Source organism: Streptomyces sp. NPDC051452, from assembly GCF_044454765.1.
GTDB lineage: Bacteria > Actinomycetota > Actinomycetes > Streptomycetales > Streptomycetaceae > Streptomyces.
In genome coordinates this window covers 223,249-247,399 of sequence record NZ_JBITEB010000004.1, presented here as the reverse complement: position 1 = coordinate 247,399, position 24,151 = coordinate 223,249, and the positions used below count along the sequence as shown (strand labels likewise).

Here is a 24,151-nt window from a genome sequence, read left to right as displayed (position 1 = left end):
CCGCGGATGCGCGGTCCGGCCGTACGCAGGCGACGAGGCCCGCGCCCCGGAGAAGGGGGCGCGGGCCTCGTCGTCGTCCCGGCCGATCGGTGCCGGCCGTGCGGTCCCGCTCGTCCGGTCCCGGTCAGTCCTCGCCGAGATAGGCCTTGCGCACGGACTCGTCGTGCAGCAGGTCCTGGCCGGAGCCGGACAGGACGATGTTGCCGATCTCCATCACATGCCCCTGGTCGGCCAGTGAGAGCGCCGCCTGGGCGTTCTGCTCCACCAGCAGGATCGTGGTGCCCTGGGACTTCAGCTCCGCGATCGTCGCCATGATCTTCTGCATCATGATCGGCGACAGGCCCATGGACGGCTCGTCCAGCATCAGCAGCTTGGGCTGGGACATCAGCGCCCTGCCCATCGCGAGCATCTGCTGCTCACCGCCCGAGAGGGTGCCCGCGGCCTGCTTCCTGCGCTCCCCGAGGATGGGGAAGAGGTCGTAGGCGCGCTGGATGTCCTTCTCGATGCCCGGCTTGTCGCTGCGCAGGAACGCGCCCAGGCGCAGATTGTCCTCGATGGTCATGCGCGGGAAGATGTGCCGCCCCTCGGGGGAGTGGGCGAGCCCGAGCGAGACCACCTGGTGCGCCGGCACCTTCTTCAGCGACTTGCCGTTGAATCTGATCTGCCCGCCGACCGGCTTCAGCAGACCGGAGAGCGTGCGCAGCGTGGTGGTCTTGCCGGCGCCGTTGGTGCCGATGAGGGTGACCACCTGACCGGCCTCGACCTTGAAGGAGATGCCCTTGACGGCCTCGATCTTGCCGTAGGCGACCCGCAGGTCCTCGACTTCGAGCAGTGCGGTCATCGGTCGTCCTCCTTGCCGGGCGCGGCGTCCGTCGTGGTCCCGGCGTCCGTCGTGGTCTCGGCGTGCGCTTCGGCGGCCTCCACCTCGGCCACCTCCTCGGCGCCGGGCGCGTCCTCGAAGGGCTCGCCGAGGTAGGCGGCGATCACCCGCTCGTCGCCCTGGACGGTCGCGCTGTCGCCCTCGATCAGCTTCTCGCCCTGCACCAGCACGGCCACGCGGTCGCACAGGTTGAAGATGAAGCGCATGTCGTGCTCGATGACGAGGACGGCGATACCCATGTCCCGGATGGCGAAGACCAGTTCCTCGGTGGTCCGGGTCTCCTGGGGGTTCATGCCGGCCGTCGGCTCGTCGAGCAGCAGCAGCCCGGGCTCGCTGGCCAGGGCGCGGGCGATCTCCAGCTTGCGCTGCTCGCCGTAGGGCAGATTGCGGGCGAGGTGCTCGGACTTGTGCTCCAGGCCCACGAACCGCAGCAGCTCCATGGCCCGGTCCCGGGAGGCCTTCTCGGCCCGGTGGAAGCCGGGTCCGCGCAGCACGGCCGACCAGAACCCCTCCTTGGTCCGGGTGTGCCGGCCGACGAGCACGTTCTCCAGGACCGTCATGTTCGCGAACAGCCGGATGTTCTGGAACGTCCGCGCGATGCCGGCCTCGGTGACCTTGAAGGACTTCGCCGGCAGGACGGCGCCCTTGTACCGGACCTCTCCCTCGGTGGGGATGTACAGGCCGGTCAGGCAGTTGAAGAAGGTCGTCTTGCCGGCGCCGTTGGGGCCGATCAGGCCGACGATCTCGCCGGCGTTGACGGTGAGGTCGACGCCGCGTACGGCGGTCAGGCCGCCGAAGCGCATGGTCACGCCGCGGGCGTCGAGGACGGTCTCGCCGGGCGCGGCGGGCGCGGCGGCGGAGTCCTTGGTGGTGGTGTCGGTGGTCATGGTGGTCAGGCCCCCGCCTTCGTCAGGAGGGTGGGCGCTTCGGCATCCTCGTGGAACTCGAGCTGGCGGCGCCGGTTGGGGATGAGGCCCTCGGGACGGAATCGCATCAGCAGGATGAGCGCGAGACCGAAGGCGAAGAGCTGGTAGTTGCCGAGGAACTGGAGCTTGTTCGGGATCAGGAAGAGCAGGGCCGCGCCGATCAGCGGACCGCTGATGGTGCCCATGCCGCCGAGGACGACCGCGGCGAGCAGGAACGCCGAGTTGGGCGGGATGGGGCCGGCGAACAGGTACTGCTCGGGCGTCACCGTGTAGGTGACGTGGGCCTGCACGGTGCCCGCGAGACCGGCGAGCGAGGCGCCGACCGCGAAGGCGATCAGCTTGACCCGGAAGCCGTTGATGCCCATGGCGAGCGCGGCGGTCTCGTCCTCGCGGATGGCCACCCAGGCCCGCCCGATGCGGGAGTTGCCGCTGCGGCGGAAGACCAGCACCACGATCGCGGTGATGATCAGCATCAGGAAGAAGTAGTTGGCGAACCGGCCGATGGTGAACCCGCCCATGTCGTGCTGGGCGCCGAAGTCGAAGCCGAGGACGTCGAGGTTGGGGATCGAGGAGATGCCGTTGGAGCCGTTGGTGAGGTCCGGCCCCGAGGTGCCGTCGAGGTTGTTCGCCGTGATGCGGAAGATCTCACCGAAGCCGAGGGTGACGATCGCCAGGTAGTCACCACGCAGCCGCAGCGTCGGGGCGCCGATGAGCACACCGAAGACGAGCGAGGCGGCGGCGCCCACGAGTACGGCCGCCCAGAACGGGAAGTGCACGTGGAACGGCGAGCTGGGCGAGCCGGAGACCAGGGCCGCCGCATAGGCGCCGACGCCGAGGAAGGCGACGTAACCGAGGTCGAGGAGGCCGGCGAGGCCGACGACGATGTTCAGACCGAGGGCGACGGTGGCGAAGATCAGGATGTAGACGCCGAGGGTCGCGTACTGGTCGTCGGTCTGGGTGAAGGGGAACAGCGCCGCGGCGACGAAGGCGCCGCAGGTGGTGATGTTCTGGTGCCGGGCGGTGATCTGCGAGGCCTGGGCGACCAGGCCCGCCTTGTTGAGGGCGGCGAACAGCAGGCCCGCGGTGATCAGGAAGCCGACGAACAGCTCGTCGTACTCGGTGCCGATGCCGTAGGTGAAGACGGTCAGGCCCAGCGCGAGGACCGCGACGATGATCAGGATCTCGGCGTACGACGGGAGCGTGCCCACGGGGCGGGGCGAACCGGCGGTGAAGAGCGCCTTGGTCGTCTCCCACTTGTGCCCGAGGCCGTGCTTGAACTTCTCCCAGTCCGTGTCGTCGGGGTCGATCGGGTCGGGCTCGGGCCGCTGGAAGGGCAGCGCCAGGGCGCCGGCCAGGGCGACGAGGCTGCCGATGGCGACCAGGAACCCGCCGGGCTCCAGGTTGACGAGGCCGCCGAGTTCGGTGCTGATCGCGAGGACCGCGTACCAGCTCGTGGCGAAGGTGGCCAGCGTGGCGAGCCGCAGGGCGGCGTCGGGGCCGGCGGGCACCAGCCAGCCAAGGCCCCGCACGCCGTAGGAGGCCAGGGCGAACAGGGTGGCGACGGCCGCGCCGATGAGGACGAGGACCTGCAGGCCGCCCGGGTAGCCGTAGACGGTCAGGTCACCGGGGAAGTCGGCGGTCCAGGTCCAGGCGAGGAAGGTGGAGACGACCGTCAGCACGCTGCCGCCGAGGGCGAGGGCGCGGGCGGCCTTCTCCGGCAGGGGCAGCAGACCGGCCGGGGCGTCGGCCCTGCGGGCGTCGGGAGTCTCGGATGCGGTGGTCTGTGTGGTCATCGGTCTCACGCCCTGTCCGCGACGCGCTCGCCGAGCAGGCCCTGTGGCCTGAACAGCAGTACGAGGATGAGGAGTACGAAGGCCCAGACGTCGGCCCAGGACTGGCTGCCGAACTGGTTCATGCCCGGGATGTCGGCGATGTAGGCGGTGGCGAGGGTCTCGGCCACGCCGAGGACCACGCCGCCGATCATGGCTCCGTAGATGTTGCCGATGCCGCCGAGGACGGCGGCGGTGAACGCCTTCAGGCCGAGGATGAAGCCCATACGGAAGTTGATCTCGCCGTACTTCAGGCCGTAGGCGACGGCGCCGACCGCCGCGAACGCGGCACCGAGGGCGAACGCGATCACGATGATGCGGTCGGTGTTGACGCCCATCAGCTTGGCGGTGTCCGGGTCCTGCGCGGTCGCCTGCATGCCGCGGCCGGTGCGGGTCTTCATCACGAAGTAGGCGAGGATCGCCATGCTGATCGGGGCGGCGGCGACCAGGAAGATGTCGCCGGTCTGGATGGTGACGCTGCCGATCTCGAAGGGGCCCCCGTCGATCTGCGGGAAGGTGCGCGCCGACTTCGCCTCGGGGTACCAGGCCCACACCGCCTGCTGCAGCGCCAGGGAGAGACCGATGGCGGTGATGAGGGGGGCGAGGCGCGGCGCGGTGCGCAGGGGCCGGTAGGCGAATCGTTCCGCTCCGACGGCGATGGCGACCGCGACGATGACGGCGCCCACGATCATCAGCGGCAGCGCGATCCACATGGTGGTGCCGCCGGGAAGCCAGAGCCAAACGGTGAGAGCGCCGAACGCTCCCGTCATGAATATCTCGCCGTGGGCGAAGTTGATGAGCTGGACAATGCCGTAGACCATTGTGTAGCCGATGGCGACCAGCCCGTACATGGATCCCAGTAGCAGGCCGTTGACCAGCTGCTGCGGCAGTTCGTTCACCGCATGTCCTCCGAGACGTTCGGAAAGTTCGACGGATGTAGGCCGGATGCGAGTCCGCGCGGGGCGCCAGTGGAACAGCGCCCCGCGCGGCTCTGCTGATGCACGGTGTGCGGGTCAGCTCCCGTTGAAGGTGCCGGACTCCACGGCCTTCCAGGCGTTGGACGTCACGGAGTAGACGGTGAGCTGCTTGTTGGTCGCGTCACCGTACTCGTCGAAGGAGACCTTGCCGGTCACGCCGTCGAAGGAGACGTTCTGCAGCGCGGCGGTGACCTTGGCGCGGGCGTCGTCGGGCAGCTTGCCGCCGTTGTCGTCGACGGCCTTCTTCACGGCCTCGATGATCGACCAGGCGGAGTCGTAGGAGTAGCCGCCGTAGGCCGCGTACTCCTCCTTGTAACCCGCCGCCTTGTAGTTGGCCACGAACTCCTTGGCCGAGGGCAGCGTCTCGACCGGCGCGCCGACCGAGGTGGCGAGGTCGCCGGTGGAGGCGGCGCCGCCCAGCTTGATGAAGGTGGGGTCGAAGATGCCGTCGCCGCCGACCAGCGGGACCTTGGCGCCGGCGGCCTTGATCTGCTTGCTGAGCGGACCGGCCTGCGGGTACTCGCCGCCGTAGTAGACCACCTGGGCACCGGAGTTCTTCACCTTGGTGGCGACCGCGGAGAAGTCCTTGGTGTCGGGGTTGATGTGCTCGGTGCCGACCACCTTGCCACCGAGCTTCTTGAACTCCTCGGTGAAGGTGGCGGCGAGGCCGGCGCCGTAGGTCTTCTTGTCGTCGATGACGAAGACCTTGGTCTTCTTGGCCTTGTTGTATACGTACTGCGCGGCGAAGGGACCCTGGACGGCGTCCGTGGTCGCGGTGCGGAAGTACGACTTGTAGAGGCGCTTCTTGGTCTTCTGCCAGTCGGTGCCCTGGGTCAGCGCCGGGTTGGTGTTGGCCGGGGAGACCTCGGCCAGCTTGGCGTCGTCGAAGACCTTCTGCATCGACTCGGCGACCGAGGAGTTCAGCGGCCCGACGACACCGAGGACGTCCTTCTCGGAGACGAACGTGGAGGCGTTCTGCTGACCGGAGGAAGGCTGGGCCTGGTCGTCCAGGGCCTTGACCTTGAACGTGACGCCCTTGACGTAGTTCTTCTTGTTGGCGGTCTTGGCCGCGAGGTCCACCGAGTTCTTGATGCCCAGGCCGAGCGCGGACAGGTCGCCGGTCAGCGGGGCGTCGACGCCGATGGTGACGGTGGTGCCGCCATTGCTGGAGTCGGAGCCCTTGTCGCCGCTGTCGCGCGAACCGCAGGCGGTGAGGGTGAGCGCTCCCGCTGCCAGAGCGGCGGTGATGGCGATGAGCGAACGTTGACGCACGATCAGTCCTTTCCCTGGACAACCGCATCCCCGTGGAAACGGTCGAGCCGCGCGCCTGCCCCAAGAGTGACGGCCGGAGTGATGAATCCGATGGCGCGGTGACTGGCCGTGACTCTAAGCGTGTGTGGGGAACGTGGAGGAGAGTCTGACCAAGGCTGTGACGCTCTTGTTATGACACGAGGTAATGCAGAGCGGTACCCCGTGGGGGGAACGGCGGAATTCCAGCCGTTTCGCCCTGTCCACATGGTGAGAATCCGCAGGACTCACCCCGATGCGATCAGGTGTCTCAAGGGTTTTGGTGATTACGGCGCACTGTTGCTGCAGGCGACTTTCAGGGCCCGGGAGAGGTGCCGGGCGTAGCGCGAACCAAGGATGAAGCCGTGAATCTGTATTGCACGTGTATTACGTAGAGTTACGTCGAGGAAAGGAAGTCCGGCGTTCATGGGAACGCCCCGGCAATGCGTCACGTGCATCGTTATGGTGATCTTGCGGGCCGAACCGGCCTTTGTCCGGAAGGGCACCACGGGGTCCGTTCGCAGGGAGAGCCCGGCGTACGGCTGGGTCACCCGGGTCACCGTGACCGGCGGCCCCGACTCCACGCTCACCAGTACCGCGAAGCTGAAACTGCGCGGCGGCGCGCCAGCGGGAGTGCGCCGGCCGTCGAGGAACGTCACGGCCACCGCCTGTGCGGGGTACGGCACTTGGGCCGGCCGGGGTGCGGAGGGCGGCGGCGCGGGCCGGGGCCGGGTGGCGAAGAGGGCACCCGCGCCGCCGAGGAGTACGGCGAGCGCGACGAGGGTGAGGGCGGTGCGTCGGTTCCGGTCGTACCAGGCGGCGAGGAACATCCGCGCCCGCCCGGCCGAACGGGGCACCGGTGGCGGCGTGTTGTCTCGCGCGCGCGTGCCCTCGCCCGGTTCCAGGGGCCCGATGCCGCTCATTGCCAGGGGCCTTGGCTCGGGGCTCCGTGACGGTAGCGCTCGGTACACGCCGCCCGAGCCTGACGCGTGATCAGTTCGTTTACTCGCGAGGGGGTTTGATGTCGACGGGCGGCCTCCGCCGTGTCCACGACCTTCCTGAGAATCTCGTATTGCCCAGTGGACAGGCCCATCGACTGGTAATCGCCGTAGGTGCCGCCGTCGAGGACCTCGCGCGACCAGTGCACGACCAGTCGGGTGCACAGAGCGGCACCGGAGACCGGTGCCGGGGTCGTGTGCCCAAAGGCGCCGGATCGGTCACAGGCTGTCGTCCACAGCAGCGCCGGCAGGACCGCTGCGGCCACCAGGAACCTCGACCCCGCCCCGGGGGCTGCGCGCCGACCCATGTGCCGAAGCTAAGGGGAGGGGCGGCGAAGGGCAACGGTCCGGCAGGGGTTCGCACTCGCCGTGGCCCGGGGCCCGCGTCGGATCACGGCGCCCCGGTCGTCCGGCGAGCGGTTCAGTCGGCGGCGGGGCGCGCCTGCGCGGCGTCGCCCGGCCGCACGTCCCGCAGCAGACAGGTCAGCCGGGCGGAGCACACCCGGTGGCCCTCCTCGTCGCTGATCACGATCTCGTACGTCGCCGTCGAACGGCCCCGGTGCACGGGAGTGGCCACGCCGGTCACCATCCCCGAGCGGACACCGCGATGGTGCGTGCAGTTGAGGTCCACGCCGACCGCGATCTTCGAACTGCCGCCGTGCAGCATGGAGCCGATCGAGCCGATGGTCTCCGCCAGCACCGCGGACGCGCCGCCGTGCAGCAGCCCGTACGGCTGGGTGTTGCCCTCCACCGGCATGGTCGCGACGACCTTCTCCGGCGAGGCCTCCAGGATCTGCACGCCCATCCGCGTGCCGAGGTGGCCGGCCGAGAACAGGGCGGGCAGGTCCACACCGAGCGCCGCGTACTCGTCGATGATCTCCTGCGGGAACTTCACTCGCTGCTGCTCGCCCATCGGCCGGCTCCGTTCGTCGTACACCTGTCTCTTGGCTGAGCAAACGCTCAGTCGGTCGCCGATTGTTCCAGAAGCCCCGCCCCGCGCTGCCGGACACCCTCGCGGGCACCCTGCGGGACGGATGGCTCCAGTCGTACGACGACGGACTTGCTCGCCGGGGTGTTGCTGGTGTCGGCGGTGGAGTCCAGCGGGACGAGCACGTTCGTCTCCGGGTAGTACGCCGCCGCGCATCCCCGCGCGGTCGGATAGAACACGACCCGGAAACCGGGAGCCCGCCGCTCCACCCCGTCCTTCCACTCGCTCACCAGATCCACGTACGCCCCCTCGGCGACCGAGAGCCGCCGCGCGTCCTCGGGATGCACCAGCACCACCCGGCGCCCGTCCGTGATGCCCCGGTAGCGGTCGTCGAGCCCGTAGATCGTGGTGTTGTACTGGTCGTGCGAGCGCAGCGTCTGCAACAGCAACCGGCCCTCGGGCAGTTCGGGGTACTCCACCGGCGCCGCCGTGAAGTTCGCCTTGCCGGTGGCCGTCGGGAAGCGGCGCTCGTCGCGCGGGGCGTGCGGCAGGGTGAAGCCGCCGGGCCGCGCCACACGCTCGTTGAAGTCCGCGAAGCCGGGGACCACGCGCGCGATGCGGTCACGGATCGTCGCGTAGTCCCGCTCGAACTCCTCCCACGGCACGACGCTTCTCTCACCGAGCACCCGGCGCGCGAGACCGCAGACGATGGCCGGCTCCGACCGCAGACCGGGACTCGCCGGCGCGAGCCGCCCCCGGGAGGCGTGCACCATCCCCATGGAGTCCTCGACCGTCACGAACTGCTCGCCGGAACTCTGCGCATCGCGTTCCGTCCGCCCCAGCGTGGGCAGGATCAGCGCCCGCGCGCCGGTGACCACGTGCGAGCGGTTCAGCTTGGTCGACACGTGCACGGTCAGCCGCGCGCGCCGCATCGCCGCCTCCGTCACCTCGGTGTCGGGGGACGCCGAGACGAAGTTGCCGCCCATCGCGAAGAACACCTTCGCCTCGCCGTCGCGCAACGCGCGGATGGCCCGTACGACATCGAAGCCGTGCTCGCGCGGCGGCGCGAAGCCGAACTCCTTCTCCAACGCGTCCAGGAAGGCCGGCGCGGGCCGCTCGAAGATGCCCATCGTGCGGTCGCCCTGCACGTTGGAGTGGCCGCGCACCGGGCACACGCCCGCGCCCGGGCGGCCGATGTTGCCGCGCAGCAGCAGGAAGTTGACCACCTCGCGGATGGTCGGCACCGCGTGCTTGTGCTGGGTGAGCCCCATGGCCCAGCAGACGATGGTCCGCTGCGAGGCGAGCACCATGCCGAGGGCCTTCTCGATCTCCGCGCGCGCGAGACCGGTGGCCGCGAGCGTCTCGTCCCAGTCGGCGGCCCGGGCGGCCTCGGCGAACTCCGCGAAGCCGTGGGTGTGTTCCTTGACGAACTCCTCGTCGACCGCGCCCGGCGTCTCCAGGACCAGCTTGTTGAGGAGACGGAAGAGCGCCTGGTCGCCGCCGATGCGGATCTGCAGGAAAAGATCGGTGAGCGCGGCGCCCTTGAGCATGCCCTGAGGGGTCTGCGGGTTCTTGAACCGCTCCAGACCGGCCTCGGGCAGCGGGTTGACGCTGATGATCCGCGCGCCGTTCGCCTTGGCCTTCTCCAGGGCCGAGAGCATGCGCGGGTGGTTCGTCCCGGGGTTCTGCCCGGCGACGATGATCAGATCGGCCTGGTACAGGTCCTCCAGCAGGACGCTGCCCTTACCGATCCCGATCGTCTCCGACAGCGCCGAGCCCGACGACTCGTGGCACATGTTCGAGCAGTCCGGAAGGTTGTTCGTGCCGAGCTCGCGCGCGAAGAGCTGGTACAGGAACGCCGCCTCGTTGCTGGTGCGGCCCGAGGTGTAGAAGACGGCCTCGTCGGGGGAGCCTAGGGCGTTGATCTCCTCGGCGATGATGTCGAAGGCGCGCTCCCAGGCGACCGGCTCGTAGTGCTCCGCCCCCTCCGGCAGGTACATGGGGTGCGTGAGCCGCCCCTGCTGGCCCAGCCAGTAGCCGCTGCGGCCGGCCAGGTCCGCGACGGAGTGCGCGGCGAAGAACTCGGGCGTGACCCGGCGCAGCGTCGCCTCCTCGGCCACCGCCTTCGCGCCGTTCTCGCAGAACTCCGCCTTGTGCCGGTGGTCCGGTTCGGGCCAGGCGCAGCCGGGGCAGTCGAAGCCGTCCTTCTGGTTCACCCGCAGCAGCGTCAGCGCGGTGCGCCTGACGCCCATCTGCTGCTGGGCGATGCGCAGCGTGTGCCCGATGGCGGGCAGGCCCGCCGCCGCGTGCTTCGGCTCCCCGACCCGCGGCGCGTCCTGGACCGGATCCCCCTGGGGCGGCTTCGTCGCCATCGCACGCTCCCCCTTCGACTGTGTCGAGTCCGACCGCGTATGAGCTCGACTGCATACGAGACCGACTGTGTGTGAGACCGACCGTGCCGAGGTCGATCGCTTCGAGAACTACGCCGTCGATCCTCCCATGTGCCACCGACAACGGATCCGGCCGGGCGCGGGCCGGGGTGACGCTCACCTGCGGCCCCTCGGCTCTCCGGCGCTCCGCACCCCTGTGGCCACCCTGCGTGAGCGAAGGGCGCCCCGCCGTGGCCCCATGAACCGCCCGGTCCGCAGTGTCAGTGCGGCGTGGCAGGATCGGGGACGTGGCAGAGACAGCATCGAAGAAGACCGACAAGACCTCCGGCACCGCCCGTCCCAGGCTGATGCTCATGGACGGGCACTCGCTGGCGTACCGCGCGTTCTTCGCGCTGCCCGCGGAGAACTTCACCACCGCGACCGGCCAGCCGACGAACGCTATCTACGGCTTCGCGTCGATGCTGGCGAACACCCTGCGTGACGAGGCGCCCACGCACTTCGCGGTGGCCTTCGACGTCTCACGCAAGACCTGGCGCTCCGAGCAGTTCACGGAGTACAAGGCGAACCGCTCCAAGACCCCGGACGAGTTCAAGGGCCAGGTCGAGCTGATCGGCGAGCTCCTCGACGCGATGCACGCGCCGCGCTTCGCCGTGGACGGCTTCGAGGCCGACGACGTCATCGCCACCCTCGCCACCCAGGCCGAGGCCGAGGGTTTCGAGGTGCTGATCGTCACCGGCGACCGGGACTCGTTCCAGCTGGTCACCGAGAACACCACCGTGCTCTACCCCACGAAGGGCGTCTCGGAGCTGACCCGGTTCACCCCGGAGAAGGTTTTCGAGAAGTACGGATTGACGCCCGCGCAGTACCCGGACTTCGCGGCCCTGCGCGGCGACCCGTCCGACAACCTCCCCGGCATCCCCGGCGTCGGCGAGAAGACCGCCGCGAAGTGGATCAACCAGTTCGGCTCGTTCGCCGAGCTGGTGGAGCGGGTCGACGAGGTCAAGGGCAAAGCGGGCCAGAACCTCCGCGACCACCTGGAATCGGTCAAGCTCAACCGCGTCCTCACCGAGCTGGAGCGCCAGGTCGAGCTGCCGAGGACCGTCACCGACCTCGAGCGGGCCGCGTACGACCGCAAGGCCGTCGCGATGATCCTGGACACCCTGGAGATCCGTAACCCGTCCCTGCGCGAGCGTCTCTTCGCCGTCGACCCCGGCGACGAGCAGGCCGAGACCACCCCGGTGACCACCGACGGAGTGGAGATCGACGGCACGATCCTGCGCACCGGCGAACTGGCCCCCTGGCTCGCCGAACACGCCGCCGAGACCCTGGGCGTCGCCACCGTCGACACCTGGGCCCTGGGCACCGGCTCGGTCGCCGAGGTCGCCCTCGCGGCCCCCGGCGGAGCGGCCGGCTGGTTCGACCCCGCCGAGCTGGACGAGGCCGACGAGAACGCGTTCAAGGCCTGGCTGGCCGACGCCGGCCGCCCCAAGGTGCTGCACAACGCCAAGGGCGCCATGCGCGTCTTCGCCGAGCACGGCTGGAGCGTCGAGGGCGTGCGGATGGACACCGCGCTCGCCGCCTACCTGGTCAAGCCGGGCCGCCGCTCCTTCGACCTGGACGCGCTGTCGCTGGAGTACCTGCACCGCGAGCTGGTCCCGGCCGCCGCGGCCGACGGCCAGCTGGCCTTCGGCGCGGACGAGGGCGCCGAGGCGGAGGCCCTGATGATCCAGGCCCGCGCGGTCGTGGACCTGGGCGAGGTCTTCGAGGAGCGTCTGCGGGAGGTCGGCGCGGCCGATCTGCTGGCGGACATGGAGCTGCCCACCTCCGCCCTGCTCGCCCGCATGGAGCGGCACGGCATCGCGGCCGACCGCGCGCACCTCGAGGCGATGGAGCAGATGTTCGCGGGTGCCGTGCAGCAGGCCGTGAAGGAGGCGCACGCCGCCGCCGGCCACGAGTTCAACCTGGGCTCGCCCAAGCAGCTCCAGGAGGTCCTCTTCGGCGAGCTGGCCCTGCCCAAGACCAAGAAGACCAAGACCGGCTACACCACGGACGCCGACGCCCTCGCCTGGCTGGCCGCCCAGACCGACAACGAACTGCCTGTGATCATGCTCCGCCACCGTGAACAGGCGAAGCTGCGCGTCACCGTCGAGGGCCTGATCAAGACCATCGCGGGCGACGGCCGTATTCACACCAGCTTCAACCAGACGGTGGCCGCGACCGGCCGCCTCTCCTCCACGGACCCGAACCTGCAGAACATCCCGGTCCGCACGGACGAGGGCCGGGCGATCCGCCGGGGCTTCGTCGTCGGCGAGGGCTTCGAGTCCCTGATGACCGCGGACTACAGCCAGATCGAGCTGCGCGTGATGGCCCACCTCTCCGAGGACGAGGGCCTGATCCGGGCGTTCACCTCCGGCGAGGACCTGCACACCACGGCCGCCTCCCAGGTGTTCGGCGTCGAGGCCGGCGCGGTGGACGCGGAGATGCGCCGCAAGATCAAGGCCATGTCCTACGGCCTGGCCTACGGTCTGTCGGCGTTCGGCCTGTCCCAGCAGCTGAACATCGAGGCGGGGGAGGCGCGCGCCCTCATGGACGCCTACTTCGAGCGCTTCGGCGGAGTGCGGGACTATCTGCGCCGCGCGGTCGACGAGGCGCGGGCCACCGGCTACACGGCGACGCTCTTCGGCCGCCGCCGCTATCTGCCCGACCTCAACAGCGACAACCGTCAGCGCCGCGAGGCGGCCGAGCGCATGGCCCTCAACGCGCCCATCCAGGGCACGGCGGCGGACATCGTCAAGATCGCCATGCTCACGGTGGACGCCGCGCTGCGGGCGGCGGACCTCAAGTCCCGCATGCTGCTCCAGGTCCATGACGAAATCGTGCTGGAGATCGCTCCCGGCGAGCGGGCGGCCGCGGAGGAGATCGTCCGCCGGGAGATGGCGAGCGCCGTCCAGCTGCGCGCCCCCCTGGACGTCTCGGTGGGCGTGGGCCCGGACTGGGAGTCGGCAGCGCACTAGCAGGCGGCGCCTGCGGGGCACCGGGGTGGGGTGCGGGCTGTGTGGTCGCGGGGGGCACCGGGGGCACCGTGCGCACCGGAGTGGCTCCGGCTCGGTGCTGCGGGTGCTTCGTGTGCTTCCGGTGTGCGGCGGCTTCGGTATTCGCGCTGCCCGCGCTGCCCGCGCTGCCCGCGCTGCCCGCGCTCCCGCGCTGCCCGCGCTCCCGCGCTCCCGCGCTGCCCGCGCTCCCGCGCTGCCCGCGCTGCCCGCGCTCCCGCGCTGCCCGCGCTCCCGCGCTGCCCGCGCTGCCCGCGCTCCCGCGCTGCCCGCGCTGCCCGCGCTCCCGCGCTGCCCGCGCTGCCCGCGCTCCCGCGCTCCGCGTCTCCGGCTTCCGGGGCCGCGTCCGGGAGGCCACGCCTGGGGCCCTCCCGCCCGCCCCGGCCCTGCGGCGGGAGCCTGGAGAGACGTCGGGCCCGTGGCCATAGCCGGTGCCGTGGGGGCCTCGGGGTCGCCGTAGCCCGCGGAGTGGGGCGTCGGGATCCATGCCGTAGCCCGTGGGGTGAGGCCTCGGCGTCGTGGCCGAGGCCAGTGGGCGAGGCGTCCGACTCGTGCCCGCGACCACTCGTGGTGCCCGCGACCGCTCGTGGTGCCCGCGACGGCTCGCGCCCGTGCCCGCGACCGCTCGCGCCCGCGACCGCTCGTGCCCGCGACCGCCCGTGGCCGCTCGCGCCGGGGAGCGAGGCCGAGCCCGGCGCGACAGCCCCCGCGCAGCTGAATCGGCCCAACCCCCGGGGGGACCGTCACTCACGTGGCCCCCGCCAAAACGCCCCGCACCCCCCGCAGCCGCAAAACTGCGGGCATGGGTATACGCACGCTTCACCGCCGGACGCCCGAGTCGATCACCCGGGTCTGGGCGGACACCGCCTCGGCGCAGGCCATGCCCGCCTCGCCGGTCCCGGCCCTCGCGGCCGACGCAAGCACCGCTCGCATCCCGGCCGACCCGGCCACGACCCTACGCAGCACCGCCACCCGCCTCCGGCGAGGACTCGCCGGCCTGAGCAGCCGCGCGGACCACACGCCGGACTGGCGCTCCTGGGTCGATCTGACCCGCGGCTATCTCGCCCTGGCGCTGACCCTGCTCCCGAGATCGCGCCGCCCCCGGCAGACCCTCACGGTCTTCGTCGTCTCCCTCACCGAGAGACCGGACGCTCCCGACGCACCCCGGCCGTCCCCCCGGAACCCCCAGCGGCTCCGCCGGCCAGGGAACCGTCCGGGACCGGGCCCGGACGCCACAGCCTGACCCCGACGCCGTACAGCACCAGACCAAGGAGCATGCCGGCACCCACGCCGAAGCACAGGGTGGGCACGAGGTCCGTGAACCGCAACGGCGTATCCAGCCGTTCCCGCCACCGCGCCGCCCGCTGTACCGCTCCGGCCGCCGCACAGCCGCCGATCACCAGCAGCGCCCACCACCGGTCCCGCGCCGACAGCGCCGGCACCCCCGTCGGCTCCCCGGCGGGCGCCCGCCGCAGCGCTCGTACCAGGACGACCGCGATCACCACGGCACCGGTCGCGGACGAGCCGTACTGCAACCACGAGTACAGCGGCAGGCCCGCCGGACGGTCCCGCCCGATGGCCGGAATCAGTCGCGTACCCCACCGGTCGTGGTGGGTGAACGCGTCCCACACCACATGGGTCAGCGCGCCGAACACCGCGGAGACGTACCACCACCCCGCCGACGCGGCGCTCACGCGCGCGGGCCGGCCGCCACAGCGCAGCAGCGCGGCCGGCCGGCCCTGCCGCGCCCGGGGCAGCAGCGCCACCAACGGCTCCCGGAGGAAGAGCCACAGCCCCGCCAGCGCCCAGGAGATGAGCACGTCCACCGAGACGACTCCGGCGAACGAGTGGGTGACCAGGCCGAATTCCATGGCGCCCGGCAGCAGACCCGCCGCGTAGTAGGTCAGATCGGGTGCGAAGGAGCCGGCCACGAGCACCGTCGGCACCAGTCGGCCCCGGCCGCTGCCGTCCCCTCGGACGCCAGGCAGTACGGCCGCCGCATGGCTGAGTGTGAACGGCAACAAAGCCCCCTCGTAGAATCGTCGGGCGTGGCACCGGAACCGGTGATCACGCCCCGTCCAGTATGCGCGGCCCCCGTCACGGCCCCGTGCACCGACGACAGTTGGCCAACCGGTGAAAATCGGGCGACGGGCCTGCCCGCGCAAAGCAAGTTGTCGTAGGGTCTCCTGGGCCACCGCGTGGGGTGCGTGGTCGAACGCACGTCGCACATATGAAAGGGCGGCGCGGGCGCAACCACGGCATCGGTTCAACCGTCAGACCAGGGCGAGGCAGACAGATGGAGAAGGACGCCGCGGCGTCCACGGGAGGGGTTCACTCTATGGCGGCGCATTACGGCAGGCGGCTGCGCAAGGGGGCGGCGACCACCGCCGTGGCCGCGGTGGCGGTCGCGGCTCTCTCCGCGTCCCAGGCTCCGGGAGCGACCGACCCGGACCAGGGCAGACAGTCGGCGACCGGCGCCTCCGCCCCGGTGCCCGACACGGTCTCCGGCGGCGCCGGCGACGCCACCGGCAGCTCGCCGTACTACACGGACCTGCCGCCGCTGAACAGCCCCTCGCCCAGCCCCTCGTCGACCATCGGCACACCGGTCTCCCGAGGCCCGGCCGAGGCCGGCATCCCGGCCACCGTCCTCGACGCCTACAAGAAGGCCGAGGCGGAACTGCGCGCCTCCAAGCCGGGCTGCAACCTGCCCTGGCAACTGCTCGCCGCCATCGGCAAGGTCGAGTCGGGCCAGGCCCGCGGCGGCCGGGTCGACGCGGCCGGCAACACGCTGGGGCGGATCCTGGGTCCGCAGCTCGACGGCAACGGCTTCGCGCTCATCGCGGACACCGACCACGGCGCGTACGACGGCAACAGCCGGTACGACCAGGCGGTCGGCCCCATGCAGTTCATCCCGTCCACCTGGGCGTGGGCCGGCCGGGACGGCAACCACGACGGCAAGAAGGACCCCAACAACGTCTACGACGCCGCCCTCGCCGCCGGCCACTACCTGTGCCGCGACGGCTGGGACCTCGGCAACGAGGGCGACCTGCACCGCGCGATCCTCAGCTACAACAACTCGCAGGACTATCTGAACCTCGTCCTGAACTGGATGGAGTACTACGGCAAGGGCACCCACTCCGTGCCCGACGGCACCGGCCCCGTGCCGGGCCACCGCAGCGACGACAGCGGCGGCGGCCGGCACACCACCCCGTCCCCGAAGCCCTCGGACCCGCCGAAGACCAAGCCGTCACCGAAGCCCCACCACCACAAGCCCCGGCCCGGCGGCGGCAGCGAGAGCCCGGACCCGAAGCCGCCGGTCCCGCCGAAGCCCCCCGTGCCGCCGACGCCCCCGCAGACCCCCACCGACACGGTGGACCACCTCGAGGACGCGGACACCGGGAAGCTGACCGCGATGGCCGGCGACGCCTTCACCGAGCGGATCGGCACCCGCGCCGAGACCAAGAGCGGCGCCTCCGTCGGCAAGGTCAGGGTCAGGTTCACCATCACCGGGGACACCGACGCCACCTTCACGGGCGGCGAGAGGGTGGCCACCGTCGTCACGGACGCCAAGGGCGTCGCCGTCGCCCCCGCCCTCCAGGCGGGCGAGAAGACCGGCGACTTCAAGGTCACCACGGCCGTCGTGGGCCGCTCGGTCAGAAGCGTCGACTACACGGCCGCCGTCACCGCGCGCGCCGCCGACACCCTCGCCCGCACCAAGGACACTCCGCTGACCTGCACGCCGGCCGCCGAGTTCGCCGACCAGGTCCAGGTGAAGGCCACGTACAAGGGCGCCGTCGCGGACAAGGTCGCGGCCACCGCCACCCTGGTCAAGTCCGCGACCGACGCCGGTGAGAACGACAAGGGCCCCTACTTCAAGGACGCCGACGGCAAGCCGGTGCGCACCCTCGCCGGACTCCAGACCGATGCCAAGGGCCTGCTCACGCTGCCCAAGCTGTACGCGGACGACACCACCGGCACGTTCCTGCTGCGCATCACCACCACGGGCGGCGCGACGCTCACCGTGGAACTGACGGTGGCGGCCGCGGCCGAGCCCTCCCCGGATCCGTCCCCGAGCGGATCCGCCGCCTCCTGACGGCACACGTCGCGACAGGGTGCCCTCCCCGCTCGGCGGGGAGGGCACCCTCGTTCGTGCGCGCACCACTGTTCTCATCTCGGCCGCCCGTTGCTACGGTGCCGCACCAGACGACCTGACGGACCATCAGGCGCACCAGGTCGTCTCATCAGGCCCGTCAGACACCGTCGGGCCATGTCGGCAACAGTGAGAAACCGTCAGGGACCGTCGGGTATCGGTCCGGACGCCTACCGTCCACCGGGAGGCCCGTATGCGCGCCCTGATCGCCGCCGCGACCGGTCTCGCCCTCGCGCTCGCCCTGGTCCTCGCGATCGGCGCGACGGGTGCGCCGTCGGGCCGGACATCCCCCAAACCGCTGCTGTCGACGGTGCCTTCGCACCCGTAGCCGCGCCCGTCCGGGAGGGAGGCCGGAATGCGCCGCAAGGCAAGCCTGGTCCTGCTCGCCTGCGCCGTCTTCTGCGCGGCGCTGTCCCCACTGCTGCGCTGGTACGCCTTCCCACGGCTGGCCCGCATTCCCGCGAACCAGTACCAGGACATGGTGCTGACGGCCCGGAATGCCACCCTGCTCGACTACGGCACCATGCGCGCGAGGAAGGTCCCCGAGGTCACCATCGTGCAGACCCTCAAGGGCGACGTTGAGGCAGCGAAGAACATCGAGAGGACGGCGGGTCGGCCGGTCGTCGTCTGGGACAGCCTGTCCTACGTCCAGGGACCCGACGGCAAGATGGTCTCCCGCGTCCCCGAGCGCTACATCTTCGACGCCCACAGCCAGGACCCCGTCCACGCGACCGGCGAGTCGGTCGACGGCGACCCCGTCAAACGCGACGGCATCGAGTTCAAGTGGCCCTTCCTGACCCGGAAACGCGACTACGAGTACTTCGACGCGCAGACCCGCACCACCAGCCCCATCCACTACGAGGGAACCAGGACCTTCCGCGGGGTGCGGGTCTACTACTTCGAGCAGACCATCCCCTGGACCAAGGTGCCCTTCCCGAAGACCATGCCCGTTCAGGGCATCACCCCGGAATCGGTCGCCAGGACGGGTACGACCCGCTGGTACACCACCATCCGCAGGTTCTGGGTCGAACCGGTCACCGGCGCACCCGTCTACGGCGAGGAGATCCACCGGGAGGAACTGCGCGGCGGCACACTGCTCGGCGGCCGCGCCAAGGTCACCGCCTTCGCCGGGCACGTGAAAATGCGCGAGGACTACATCGAGCACACGGTCGCCCTCGTCAAGCACAACCGCACCCTGGTCCTGATGCTCACCTCCTACCTGCCCTGGGGCTCCCTGGCCCTCGGCATCGTGTTCCTCGCGCTCTCCCTCTGGCTGGAGGCCCGCACCCGCCGCCCACGCGACGCCACCCCGACCCCGACGGACGAGCCCGACCCGGTCGGCGCCTGAAACGGTCGGCGCCCGAACCGGTCAGCGCCTGAGCCGCGCGTTGGTGTGCCGCGTGGGCTCGGCGGCCGCCGGGTCCTCGGGCCAGGGATGCTTCGGGTAGCGCCCGCGCAGCTCCGCCCGTACGCCCTTGTAGCCGGCCGCCCAGAACGAGGCGAGGTCGGCCGTGACGGCGGCGGGGCGCCCGGCGGGGGAGAGCAGATGCACCGTCAGCGGCACCCCCGCCACGGCCGGCGTCTCCCGCAGCCCGAACATCTCCTGCAACTTGACGGCGAGGACCGGACGCCCGGAGTCCTGATAGTCGATCCGGATTCTGGACCCACTCGGCACGGTGATCCGCTCCGGCGCCAGTTCGTCCAGCCGCGCCGCGTCCCCGCTCGCCCACGGCAACAACCGTCCGAGCGCCTGTCCGGCGTCGATCCGGGCGAGGTCGGCCCGCCGCCGGGCCCGGCTCAGCTCCGGTTCCAGCCACTCGTCCACGCGCGCGTGGAGCGCCTCGTCGGAGACGTCGGGCCACGGTTCCCCGAGGTGCGCCCGCAGGAACGTCAGCCGCTGCCGCAGCGCACGCGCCTCCGGCGACCAGCGCAGCAGCCCGAGCCCCTCCTGTCGCAGCCCTTCGAGCAGGGCGGCGCGTACGAGGGCCGGATCCGCGCGCTTCAGGGGCCGCGCCGACAGTTCGACGGCCCCCAGCCGCTCCACATGCCGGGCGACGACGTCCCCGTCCGCCCAGTGCACCTCGTCCCGCTCCGTCAGGAACGACCCCGCCGCGGCGCGCGCCACGTCCTCCGGCACGGCGGCCCCGAGCCGCACCCGCGCGTGCCCCTTCCCGGCGGGCCGGTCGGCCACGGCGACGACGATCCAGGGTGCCCCGCGCAGCGCCGAGCCCTCCGCCACCTCCGCCCGTGTCCCGGACACCATGAGGTACGACCCACCGTCCAGCCGGCCGACCCGCTCCGGGAACGCGAGCCCCGCGACGAGCCCGACGAACGCGTCATCGGACCGCGCTATGCCGCCGTCCCGAGGGGAGCCGGCGGGAGGCTGGGAGGAGACGGCCCGCAGCCGCCGTACCTCCGCCGCCCACCGCCCGGCGTAGGCGTCCCCACCACGCCGAACCCGCCGCAAGGCGCCCGCGAGGTCGTCCCCGTACTCCCGCGGCACCTCCTCGGAGAGCAGGGCGACGACCGAGGCCCCCTCGTCCCCGGCGTCGAGCAGGGCCCGTCCCAGCCGGGGGTGCACGCCCAGCCGGGCGAGCCGTACACCGGCCGGCGTCGCCCGCCCGTCCGGGCCCACCGCCCCCACGGCCGACAGCACCTCCCGCGCCGCCGACATCGCCCCACCCGGCGGGGGGTCGAGCAAGGCCAGCCCGGAGGCGTCCGGATCGCCCCAGCAGGCGGCCTGGAGGGCGAACGCGGTCAGATCGGCCACCTTGATCTCCGGCGCCGGAAACGCCGGGAGCCGGGCGTCCTCCGCCTCGGACCAGCACCGGTATACCGCGCCCGGCGCCTCACGCCCGGCCCGCCCCGCCCGCTGCCGCCCGGCCGCCCGCGACGCGCGCACGGTCGTCAGGCCGCTCAGCCCGCGCGCGTGATCCACCCGGGGCTCACGCGCGAGCCCCGAGTCCACCACCACCCGCACCCCGGGCACGGTCAACGACGACTCCGCGACGGACGTCGCCAGTACGACCCGGCGCCGCGCCCCCGGCGCCAGCACCGCGTCCTGGACGGCGGTCGGCGCCCGCCCGTGCACCTGGAGCACGTCGACGGCACCGAGGTCCCCGAGCCGACCTCCCACGCGCGCGATCTCGCCCACTCCGGGCAGGAAACACAGCACGTCCCCGTCCCGCTCGGCCAGCGCCCGTCGCACCACCGCTGCCACGTGCGCCAGCTGTGCCGGGTCGACCCGCATCCCGTGCGGCGGACGTACCGGACCCGCCGGAGGGGCCCACACCGTCTCCACGGGGTGTGCGACCCCCGCCGCCTCCACCACCGGCGCCCCGCCCAGCAACCGCGCCCACCCCTGCGCGTCCGTGGTCGCCGACGCGGCCACCAGTCGCAGCTCCGGCCGCAGCGTCTGCCGTACGTCCCACAGGAACGCCGCCACCGTGTCGGCGTCCAGATGCCGCTCGTGGCACTCGTCGAGGACGACGGTGTCGACCCCGGCCAGCTCCTGGTCGCGCTGCAGCCGCTGCAGCAGCACACCGGTCGTCACGACCTCCACGCGCGTGTTCCGCCCCACCACACGTTCGCCGCGCACCGTGAAGCCCACGCTCTCGCCGGGCCGCTCGCCCAGCAGCCACGCCATGCGCCTGGCCGCCGCCCGCGCCGCGATCCGCCGTGGTTCGGCCACCACGACCCGTCGGGCCGGGCCGCCCCCGACGAGTCCCGCCAGCACCAGCGGCACCAGCGTGGTCTTGCCGGTGCCGGGCGGCGCCACGAGGACCGCGGTGCCGCCCGTCTCCAGAGCGTCGGACAGGGCGGGCAGCGCGGAGCGCACGGGCAGCGCGTCCAGGGCGTCGTCACGAATCACGCCCCCAGTGTCGTACGACGGCGCGTACGACACCGGGGGCGTGGGAGTCGAGTACGCCTCCCACGCGCGCGGGCCGTCGAACGCGAACGCGCGCGTGCGAGACGTTGGTTCCGTTCGGTCAGTCCCGTTCGGCCACGAAGATCGCCGTGCCCGGGATCAGGTTGCCGCGCAGCGGGGACCAGCCGCCCCACTCCGCCGTGTTCCAGGACGGCCACTCCGGCTCCACCAGGTCCACCAGCCGGAAACCCGCGGCCACGATGTCCCGGACCCGGTCGCCGATCGTCCTGTGGTGCTCCACGTAGACCGCGCGGCCCTCCTCGTCCTGTTCGACGTAGGGCGTGCGATCGAAGTAGGAGGAGGCCACCGACAGCCCCTCCGGGCCCGGCTCGTCCGGGAAGGCCCAGCGGATCGGATGCGTCACCGAGAACACGAACCGGCCGCCCGGCCTCAGCACCCGGCGCACCTCGCGCAGCACCAGCCGTGGCTCGGCCACGAACGGCAGCGCGCCGTACGCGGAGCACGCCAGGTCGAAGGAGCCGTCCGCGAAGGGCAGCGCGCCGGCGTCGGCACAGACAAGGGGAAACGATCCGCCGATGCGCAGCGCGTGCTGCAGCTGGCGGTGCGAGAGGTCCAGGGCGACCGGTCGGGCGCCCTGGGCCGTCAGCCAGCGTGAGCACTGCGCCGCGCCGGCGCCGATCTCCAGGACGTCCTTGCCCTTCAGCTCCTCCGGGGGGCCCAGCAACTCGGCCTCCACCTCGTCCAGCCCCTCCGGGCCCCAGACGAAGCGGTCGTCACCGAGGAAGGTGCCGTGCTCGACCTGGTACTCGTCCGCGTTGCGGTCCCACCAGCCGCGGTTCGCGCGAGCGCTCTCCGCGACCCCGGCGTCACGCCGGGTGGCCTCCGGCTCGGACCCCTCGGGTCCGTCGGACTCGTACGTTTCCGACTCTTGGATGATCGGCTCCCTCGTCGTACTCTTCCGTCCAAGAGGCCGGGGGGCGGTCACGGCGGCGTGTGCCACCCGCTCGTGTGACCTCCTGGGACACTTCTTGTGCCGGTATTGCGGCGATCCGCCCCGGGTGGGCGCCTTCGCGCATTGACCCTGTCCGGCTGCCCCCGTATGCTACAAGTTGCGCTGCGGGCCTGCGCACCTCAGACGTAGCAGGCTGCGCTCGCATCTGTTGTATGTCCCCTCGGTTCTCGAGGCGTCACCGGTTTTCTGGGTGGCGCTTCCTTGGCTGTCCGGCTTCTTCAGAGCGATCACGGGCTCCCGGCGTAGCAGTACCTACGACTTCAATGTCCGTACCGGAGCCCTTTCCCACATGACGAGCAGCACCGAGACCACCGCCACCACCCCGCAGGTTGCGGTCAACGACATCGGTAACGAGGAAGCCTTCCTCGCCGCGATCGACGAGACGATCAAGTACTTCAACGACGGCGACATCGTCGACGGCGTCATCGTGAAGGTCGACCGGGACGAGGTCCTGCTCGACATCGGTTACAAGACCGAAGGTGTCATCCCGAGCCGCGAGCTTTCGATCAAGCACGACGTCGACCCCAACGAGGTCGTCGCCGTGGGTGACGAGATCGAGGCCCTTGTTCTCCAGAAGGAGGACAAGGAAGGCCGCCTGATCCTCTCGAAGAAGCGCGCCCAGTACGAGCGTGCCTGGGGCACCATCGAGAAGATCAAGGAAGAGGACGGGATCGTCACCGGTACCGTCATCGAGGTCGTCAAGGGTGGTCTCATCCTCGACATCGGCCTCCGCGGCTTCCTCCCGGCCTCCCTGGTCGAGATGCGCCGTGTTCGCGACCTCCAGCCCTACGTGGGCAAGGAGCTCGAGGCCAAGATCATCGAGCTGGACAAGAACCGCAACAACGTGGTCCTGTCCCGCCGTGCCTGGCTGGAGCAGACCCAGTCCGAGGTCCGCCAGACGTTCCTCACGACCCTCCAGAAGGGTCAGGTCCGTTCCGGCGTCGTCTCCTCGATCGTCAACTTCGGTGCCTTCGTGGACCTGGGTGGCGTCGACGGCCTGGTTCACGTCTCCGAGCTGTCCTGGAAGCACATCGACCACCCGTCCGAGGTTGTCGAGGTCGGCCAGGAAGTCACCGTCGAGGTCCTCGACGTCGACATGGACCGCGAGCGCGTCTCCCTGTCGCTGAAGGCGACCCAGGAAGACCCGTGGCAGCAGTTCGCCCGCACCCACCAGATCGGCCAGGTCGTGCCCGGCAAGGTCACGAAGCTGGTTCCGTTCGGTGCGTTCGTCCGCGTGGACGAGGGCATCGAGGGTCTGGTGCACATCTCCGAGCTGGCCGAGCGTCACGTGGAGATCCCGGAGCAGGTCGTCCAGGTCAACGACGAGATCTTCGTCAAGGTCATCGACATCGACCTCGAGCGTCGTCGCATCAGCCTCTCGCTGAAGCAGGCCAACGAGGCCTTCGGTGCCGACCCGGCGTCGGTCGAGTTCGACCCGACCCTGTACGGCATGGCCGCGTCGTACGACGACCAGGGCAACTACATCTACCCCGAGGGCTTCGACCCCGAGACCAACGACTGGCTCGAGGGCTACGAGACCCAGCGCGAGGCGTGGGAGCACCAGTACGCCGAGGCGCAGACGCGCTTCGAGCAGCACCAGCAGCAGGTCATCAAGTCCCGCGAGGCGGACGCCGCGGCTGCCGCCGAGGGCGGCGACTCGGCGGGTGCGGCTCCGGCCGCGTCCGGTGGTGGCGGCTCGTACTCCTCCGAGGGCGCGGACACCTCTGGTGCCCTGGCCTCGGACGAGGCGCTGGCCGCGCTGCGCGAGAAGCTCGCCGGTGGCCAGAGCTGATCGCTGCCGCTGACGCTCAGCAGTAGTTGACGCTGAGGGGCCG

General features: G+C 71.3%; 17 protein-coding genes. 5 read left to right on the top strand and 12 right to left on the bottom strand.

What is annotated here, in order from left to right; translation table 11 throughout:
- Positions 1 to 124: 124 nt before the first annotated feature.
- From ACIBA9_RS13350 to ACIBA9_RS13315, 8 genes are all read right to left on the bottom strand, one after another.
- Positions 125 to 841, bottom strand: a complete 717-nt coding sequence (locus tag ACIBA9_RS13350) for an ABC transporter ATP-binding protein (RefSeq protein ID WP_362153739.1) — start codon at positions 839 to 841, stop codon at positions 125 to 127.
- The gene (locus tag ACIBA9_RS13345) at positions 838 to 1,767 is read right to left on the bottom strand and encodes an ABC transporter ATP-binding protein (protein ID WP_399362490.1); all 930 of its coding nucleotides are present in this window, start codon (positions 1,765 to 1,767) and stop codon (positions 838 to 840) included. Before ACIBA9_RS13345 ends, ACIBA9_RS13350 begins: the two co-directional genes overlap by 4 nt.
- 5 nt (positions 1,768 to 1,772) lie before the next feature.
- A complete protein-coding gene (locus ACIBA9_RS13340) occupies positions 1,773 to 3,599 on the bottom strand; it encodes a branched-chain amino acid ABC transporter permease (protein ID WP_399362488.1) in 1,827 nt (608 codons plus the stop codon).
- A gap of 5 nt (positions 3,600 to 3,604) precedes the next feature.
- Complete coding sequence (locus ACIBA9_RS13335) at positions 3,605 to 4,534, bottom strand: branched-chain amino acid ABC transporter permease (RefSeq protein WP_399362487.1); 930 nt, start codon at positions 4,532 to 4,534, stop codon at positions 3,605 to 3,607.
- A gap of 114 nt (positions 4,535 to 4,648) precedes the next feature.
- Positions 4,649 to 5,884 carry a branched-chain amino acid ABC transporter substrate-binding protein gene (locus ACIBA9_RS13330; protein ID WP_362153731.1) on the bottom strand — a complete coding sequence of 412 codons (1,236 nt, stop codon included), beginning with the start codon at positions 5,882 to 5,884 and terminating at the stop codon, positions 4,649 to 4,651.
- Between the two features lie 302 nt (positions 5,885 to 6,186).
- Positions 6,187 to 6,822, bottom strand: coding sequence for a Tat pathway signal sequence domain protein (locus ACIBA9_RS13325; protein WP_399362485.1), 636 nt, complete (start codon positions 6,820 to 6,822; stop codon positions 6,187 to 6,189).
- Between the two features lie 496 nt (positions 6,823 to 7,318).
- Positions 7,319 to 7,810 (bottom strand): hotdog fold thioesterase, encoded by a 492-nt coding sequence (locus ACIBA9_RS13320; protein WP_399362483.1) that lies wholly within the window; start codon positions 7,808 to 7,810, stop codon positions 7,319 to 7,321.
- A 47-nt stretch (positions 7,811 to 7,857) separates the two neighbouring features.
- The gene (locus ACIBA9_RS13315; RefSeq protein WP_399362481.1) at positions 7,858 to 10,197 is read right to left on the bottom strand and encodes an FdhF/YdeP family oxidoreductase; all 2,340 of its coding nucleotides are present in this window, start codon (positions 10,195 to 10,197) and stop codon (positions 7,858 to 7,860) included.
- A gap of 305 nt (positions 10,198 to 10,502) precedes the next feature.
- Between ACIBA9_RS13315 and polA the strand changes: the two genes are divergently transcribed.
- On the top strand, positions 10,503 to 13,229 hold the full coding sequence (polA, locus tag ACIBA9_RS13310) for a DNA polymerase I (RefSeq protein WP_399362479.1): 2,727 nt from the start codon (positions 10,503 to 10,505) through the stop codon (positions 13,227 to 13,229).
- A gap of 855 nt (positions 13,230 to 14,084) precedes the next feature.
- On the opposite strand, the gene ACIBA9_RS13305 is transcribed toward polA, so the two are convergent.
- Complete coding sequence (locus tag ACIBA9_RS13305; protein ID WP_393898629.1) at positions 14,085 to 14,231, bottom strand: hypothetical protein; 147 nt, start codon at positions 14,229 to 14,231, stop codon at positions 14,085 to 14,087.
- 167 nt (positions 14,232 to 14,398) lie between these two features.
- Positions 14,399 to 15,286, bottom strand: coding sequence for a DUF4184 family protein (locus ACIBA9_RS13300; RefSeq protein ID WP_399362477.1), 888 nt, complete (start codon positions 15,284 to 15,286; stop codon positions 14,399 to 14,401).
- A gap of 317 nt (positions 15,287 to 15,603) precedes the next feature.
- Between ACIBA9_RS13300 and ACIBA9_RS13295 the strand changes: the two genes are divergently transcribed.
- The 3 genes from ACIBA9_RS13295 to ACIBA9_RS13285 all read left to right on the top strand — a co-directional run bounded on the left by ACIBA9_RS13295 (position 15,604) and on the right by ACIBA9_RS13285 (position 18,763).
- The gene (locus ACIBA9_RS13295; protein ID WP_399362475.1) at positions 15,604 to 17,358 is read left to right on the top strand and encodes a lytic transglycosylase domain-containing protein; all 1,755 of its coding nucleotides are present in this window, start codon (positions 15,604 to 15,606) and stop codon (positions 17,356 to 17,358) included.
- A 250-nt stretch (positions 17,359 to 17,608) separates the two neighbouring features.
- Positions 17,609 to 17,743: an SPW_0924 family protein gene (locus tag ACIBA9_RS13290; protein WP_362153710.1), complete on the top strand. Its 135-nt coding sequence runs from the start codon at positions 17,609 to 17,611 to the stop codon at positions 17,741 to 17,743.
- 27 nt (positions 17,744 to 17,770) lie between these two features.
- Positions 17,771 to 18,763: a DUF3068 domain-containing protein gene (locus ACIBA9_RS13285; RefSeq protein WP_399362473.1), complete on the top strand. Its 993-nt coding sequence runs from the start codon at positions 17,771 to 17,773 to the stop codon at positions 18,761 to 18,763.
- Between the two features lie 21 nt (positions 18,764 to 18,784).
- Here the strand turns inward: ACIBA9_RS13285 and hrpB are convergent, their stop codons facing one another.
- Together hrpB and ACIBA9_RS13275 are read right to left on the bottom strand one after the other, a co-directional pair.
- On the bottom strand, positions 18,785 to 21,286 hold the full coding sequence (gene hrpB / locus ACIBA9_RS13280; protein WP_399362471.1) for an ATP-dependent helicase HrpB: 2,502 nt from the start codon (positions 21,284 to 21,286) through the stop codon (positions 18,785 to 18,787).
- A 118-nt stretch (positions 21,287 to 21,404) separates the two neighbouring features.
- Entirely contained in the window at positions 21,405 to 22,304 is a 900-nt protein-coding gene (locus ACIBA9_RS13275) for a class I SAM-dependent methyltransferase (RefSeq protein WP_399362469.1), read from the bottom strand.
- 301 nt (positions 22,305 to 22,605) lie between these two features.
- On the opposite strand from ACIBA9_RS13275, the gene rpsA reads away from it, so the two are divergent.
- Positions 22,606 to 24,108 carry a 30S ribosomal protein S1 gene (gene rpsA, locus ACIBA9_RS13270; RefSeq protein WP_362153701.1) on the top strand — a complete coding sequence of 501 codons (1,503 nt, stop codon included), beginning with the start codon at positions 22,606 to 22,608 and terminating at the stop codon, positions 24,106 to 24,108.
- Positions 24,109 to 24,151: the final 43 nt, after the last annotated feature.

Excerpts from the sequence above, each read along its gene's own strand:
- rpsA (WP_362153701.1), top strand. The coding sequence starts at position 22,606 with ATGACGAGCAGCACCGAGACCACCGCCACCACCCCGCAGGTTGCGGTC.
- ACIBA9_RS13290 (WP_362153710.1), top strand. The coding sequence starts at position 17,609 with ATGCGCGCCCTGATCGCCGCCGCGACCGGTCTCGCCCTCGCGCTCGCC.
- ACIBA9_RS13345 (WP_399362490.1), bottom strand. The coding sequence starts at position 1,767 with ATGACCACCGACACCACCACCAAGGACTCCGCCGCCGCGCCCGCCGCG.
- ACIBA9_RS13295 (WP_399362475.1), top strand. The coding sequence starts at position 15,604 with ATGGCGGCGCATTACGGCAGGCGGCTGCGCAAGGGGGCGGCGACCACC.
- ACIBA9_RS13315 (WP_399362481.1), bottom strand. The coding sequence starts at position 10,197 with ATGGCGACGAAGCCGCCCCAGGGGGATCCGGTCCAGGACGCGCCGCGG.
- ACIBA9_RS13350 (WP_362153739.1), bottom strand. The coding sequence starts at position 841 with ATGACCGCACTGCTCGAAGTCGAGGACCTGCGGGTCGCCTACGGCAAG.
- ACIBA9_RS13285 (WP_399362473.1), top strand. The coding sequence starts at position 17,771 with ATGCGCCGCAAGGCAAGCCTGGTCCTGCTCGCCTGCGCCGTCTTCTGC.
- ACIBA9_RS13325 (WP_399362485.1), bottom strand. The coding sequence starts at position 6,822 with ATGAGCGGCATCGGGCCCCTGGAACCGGGCGAGGGCACGCGCGCGCGA.
- ACIBA9_RS13340 (WP_399362488.1), bottom strand. The coding sequence starts at position 3,599 with ATGACCACACAGACCACCGCATCCGAGACTCCCGACGCCCGCAGGGCC.
- ACIBA9_RS13320 (WP_399362483.1), bottom strand. The coding sequence starts at position 7,810 with ATGGGCGAGCAGCAGCGAGTGAAGTTCCCGCAGGAGATCATCGACGAG.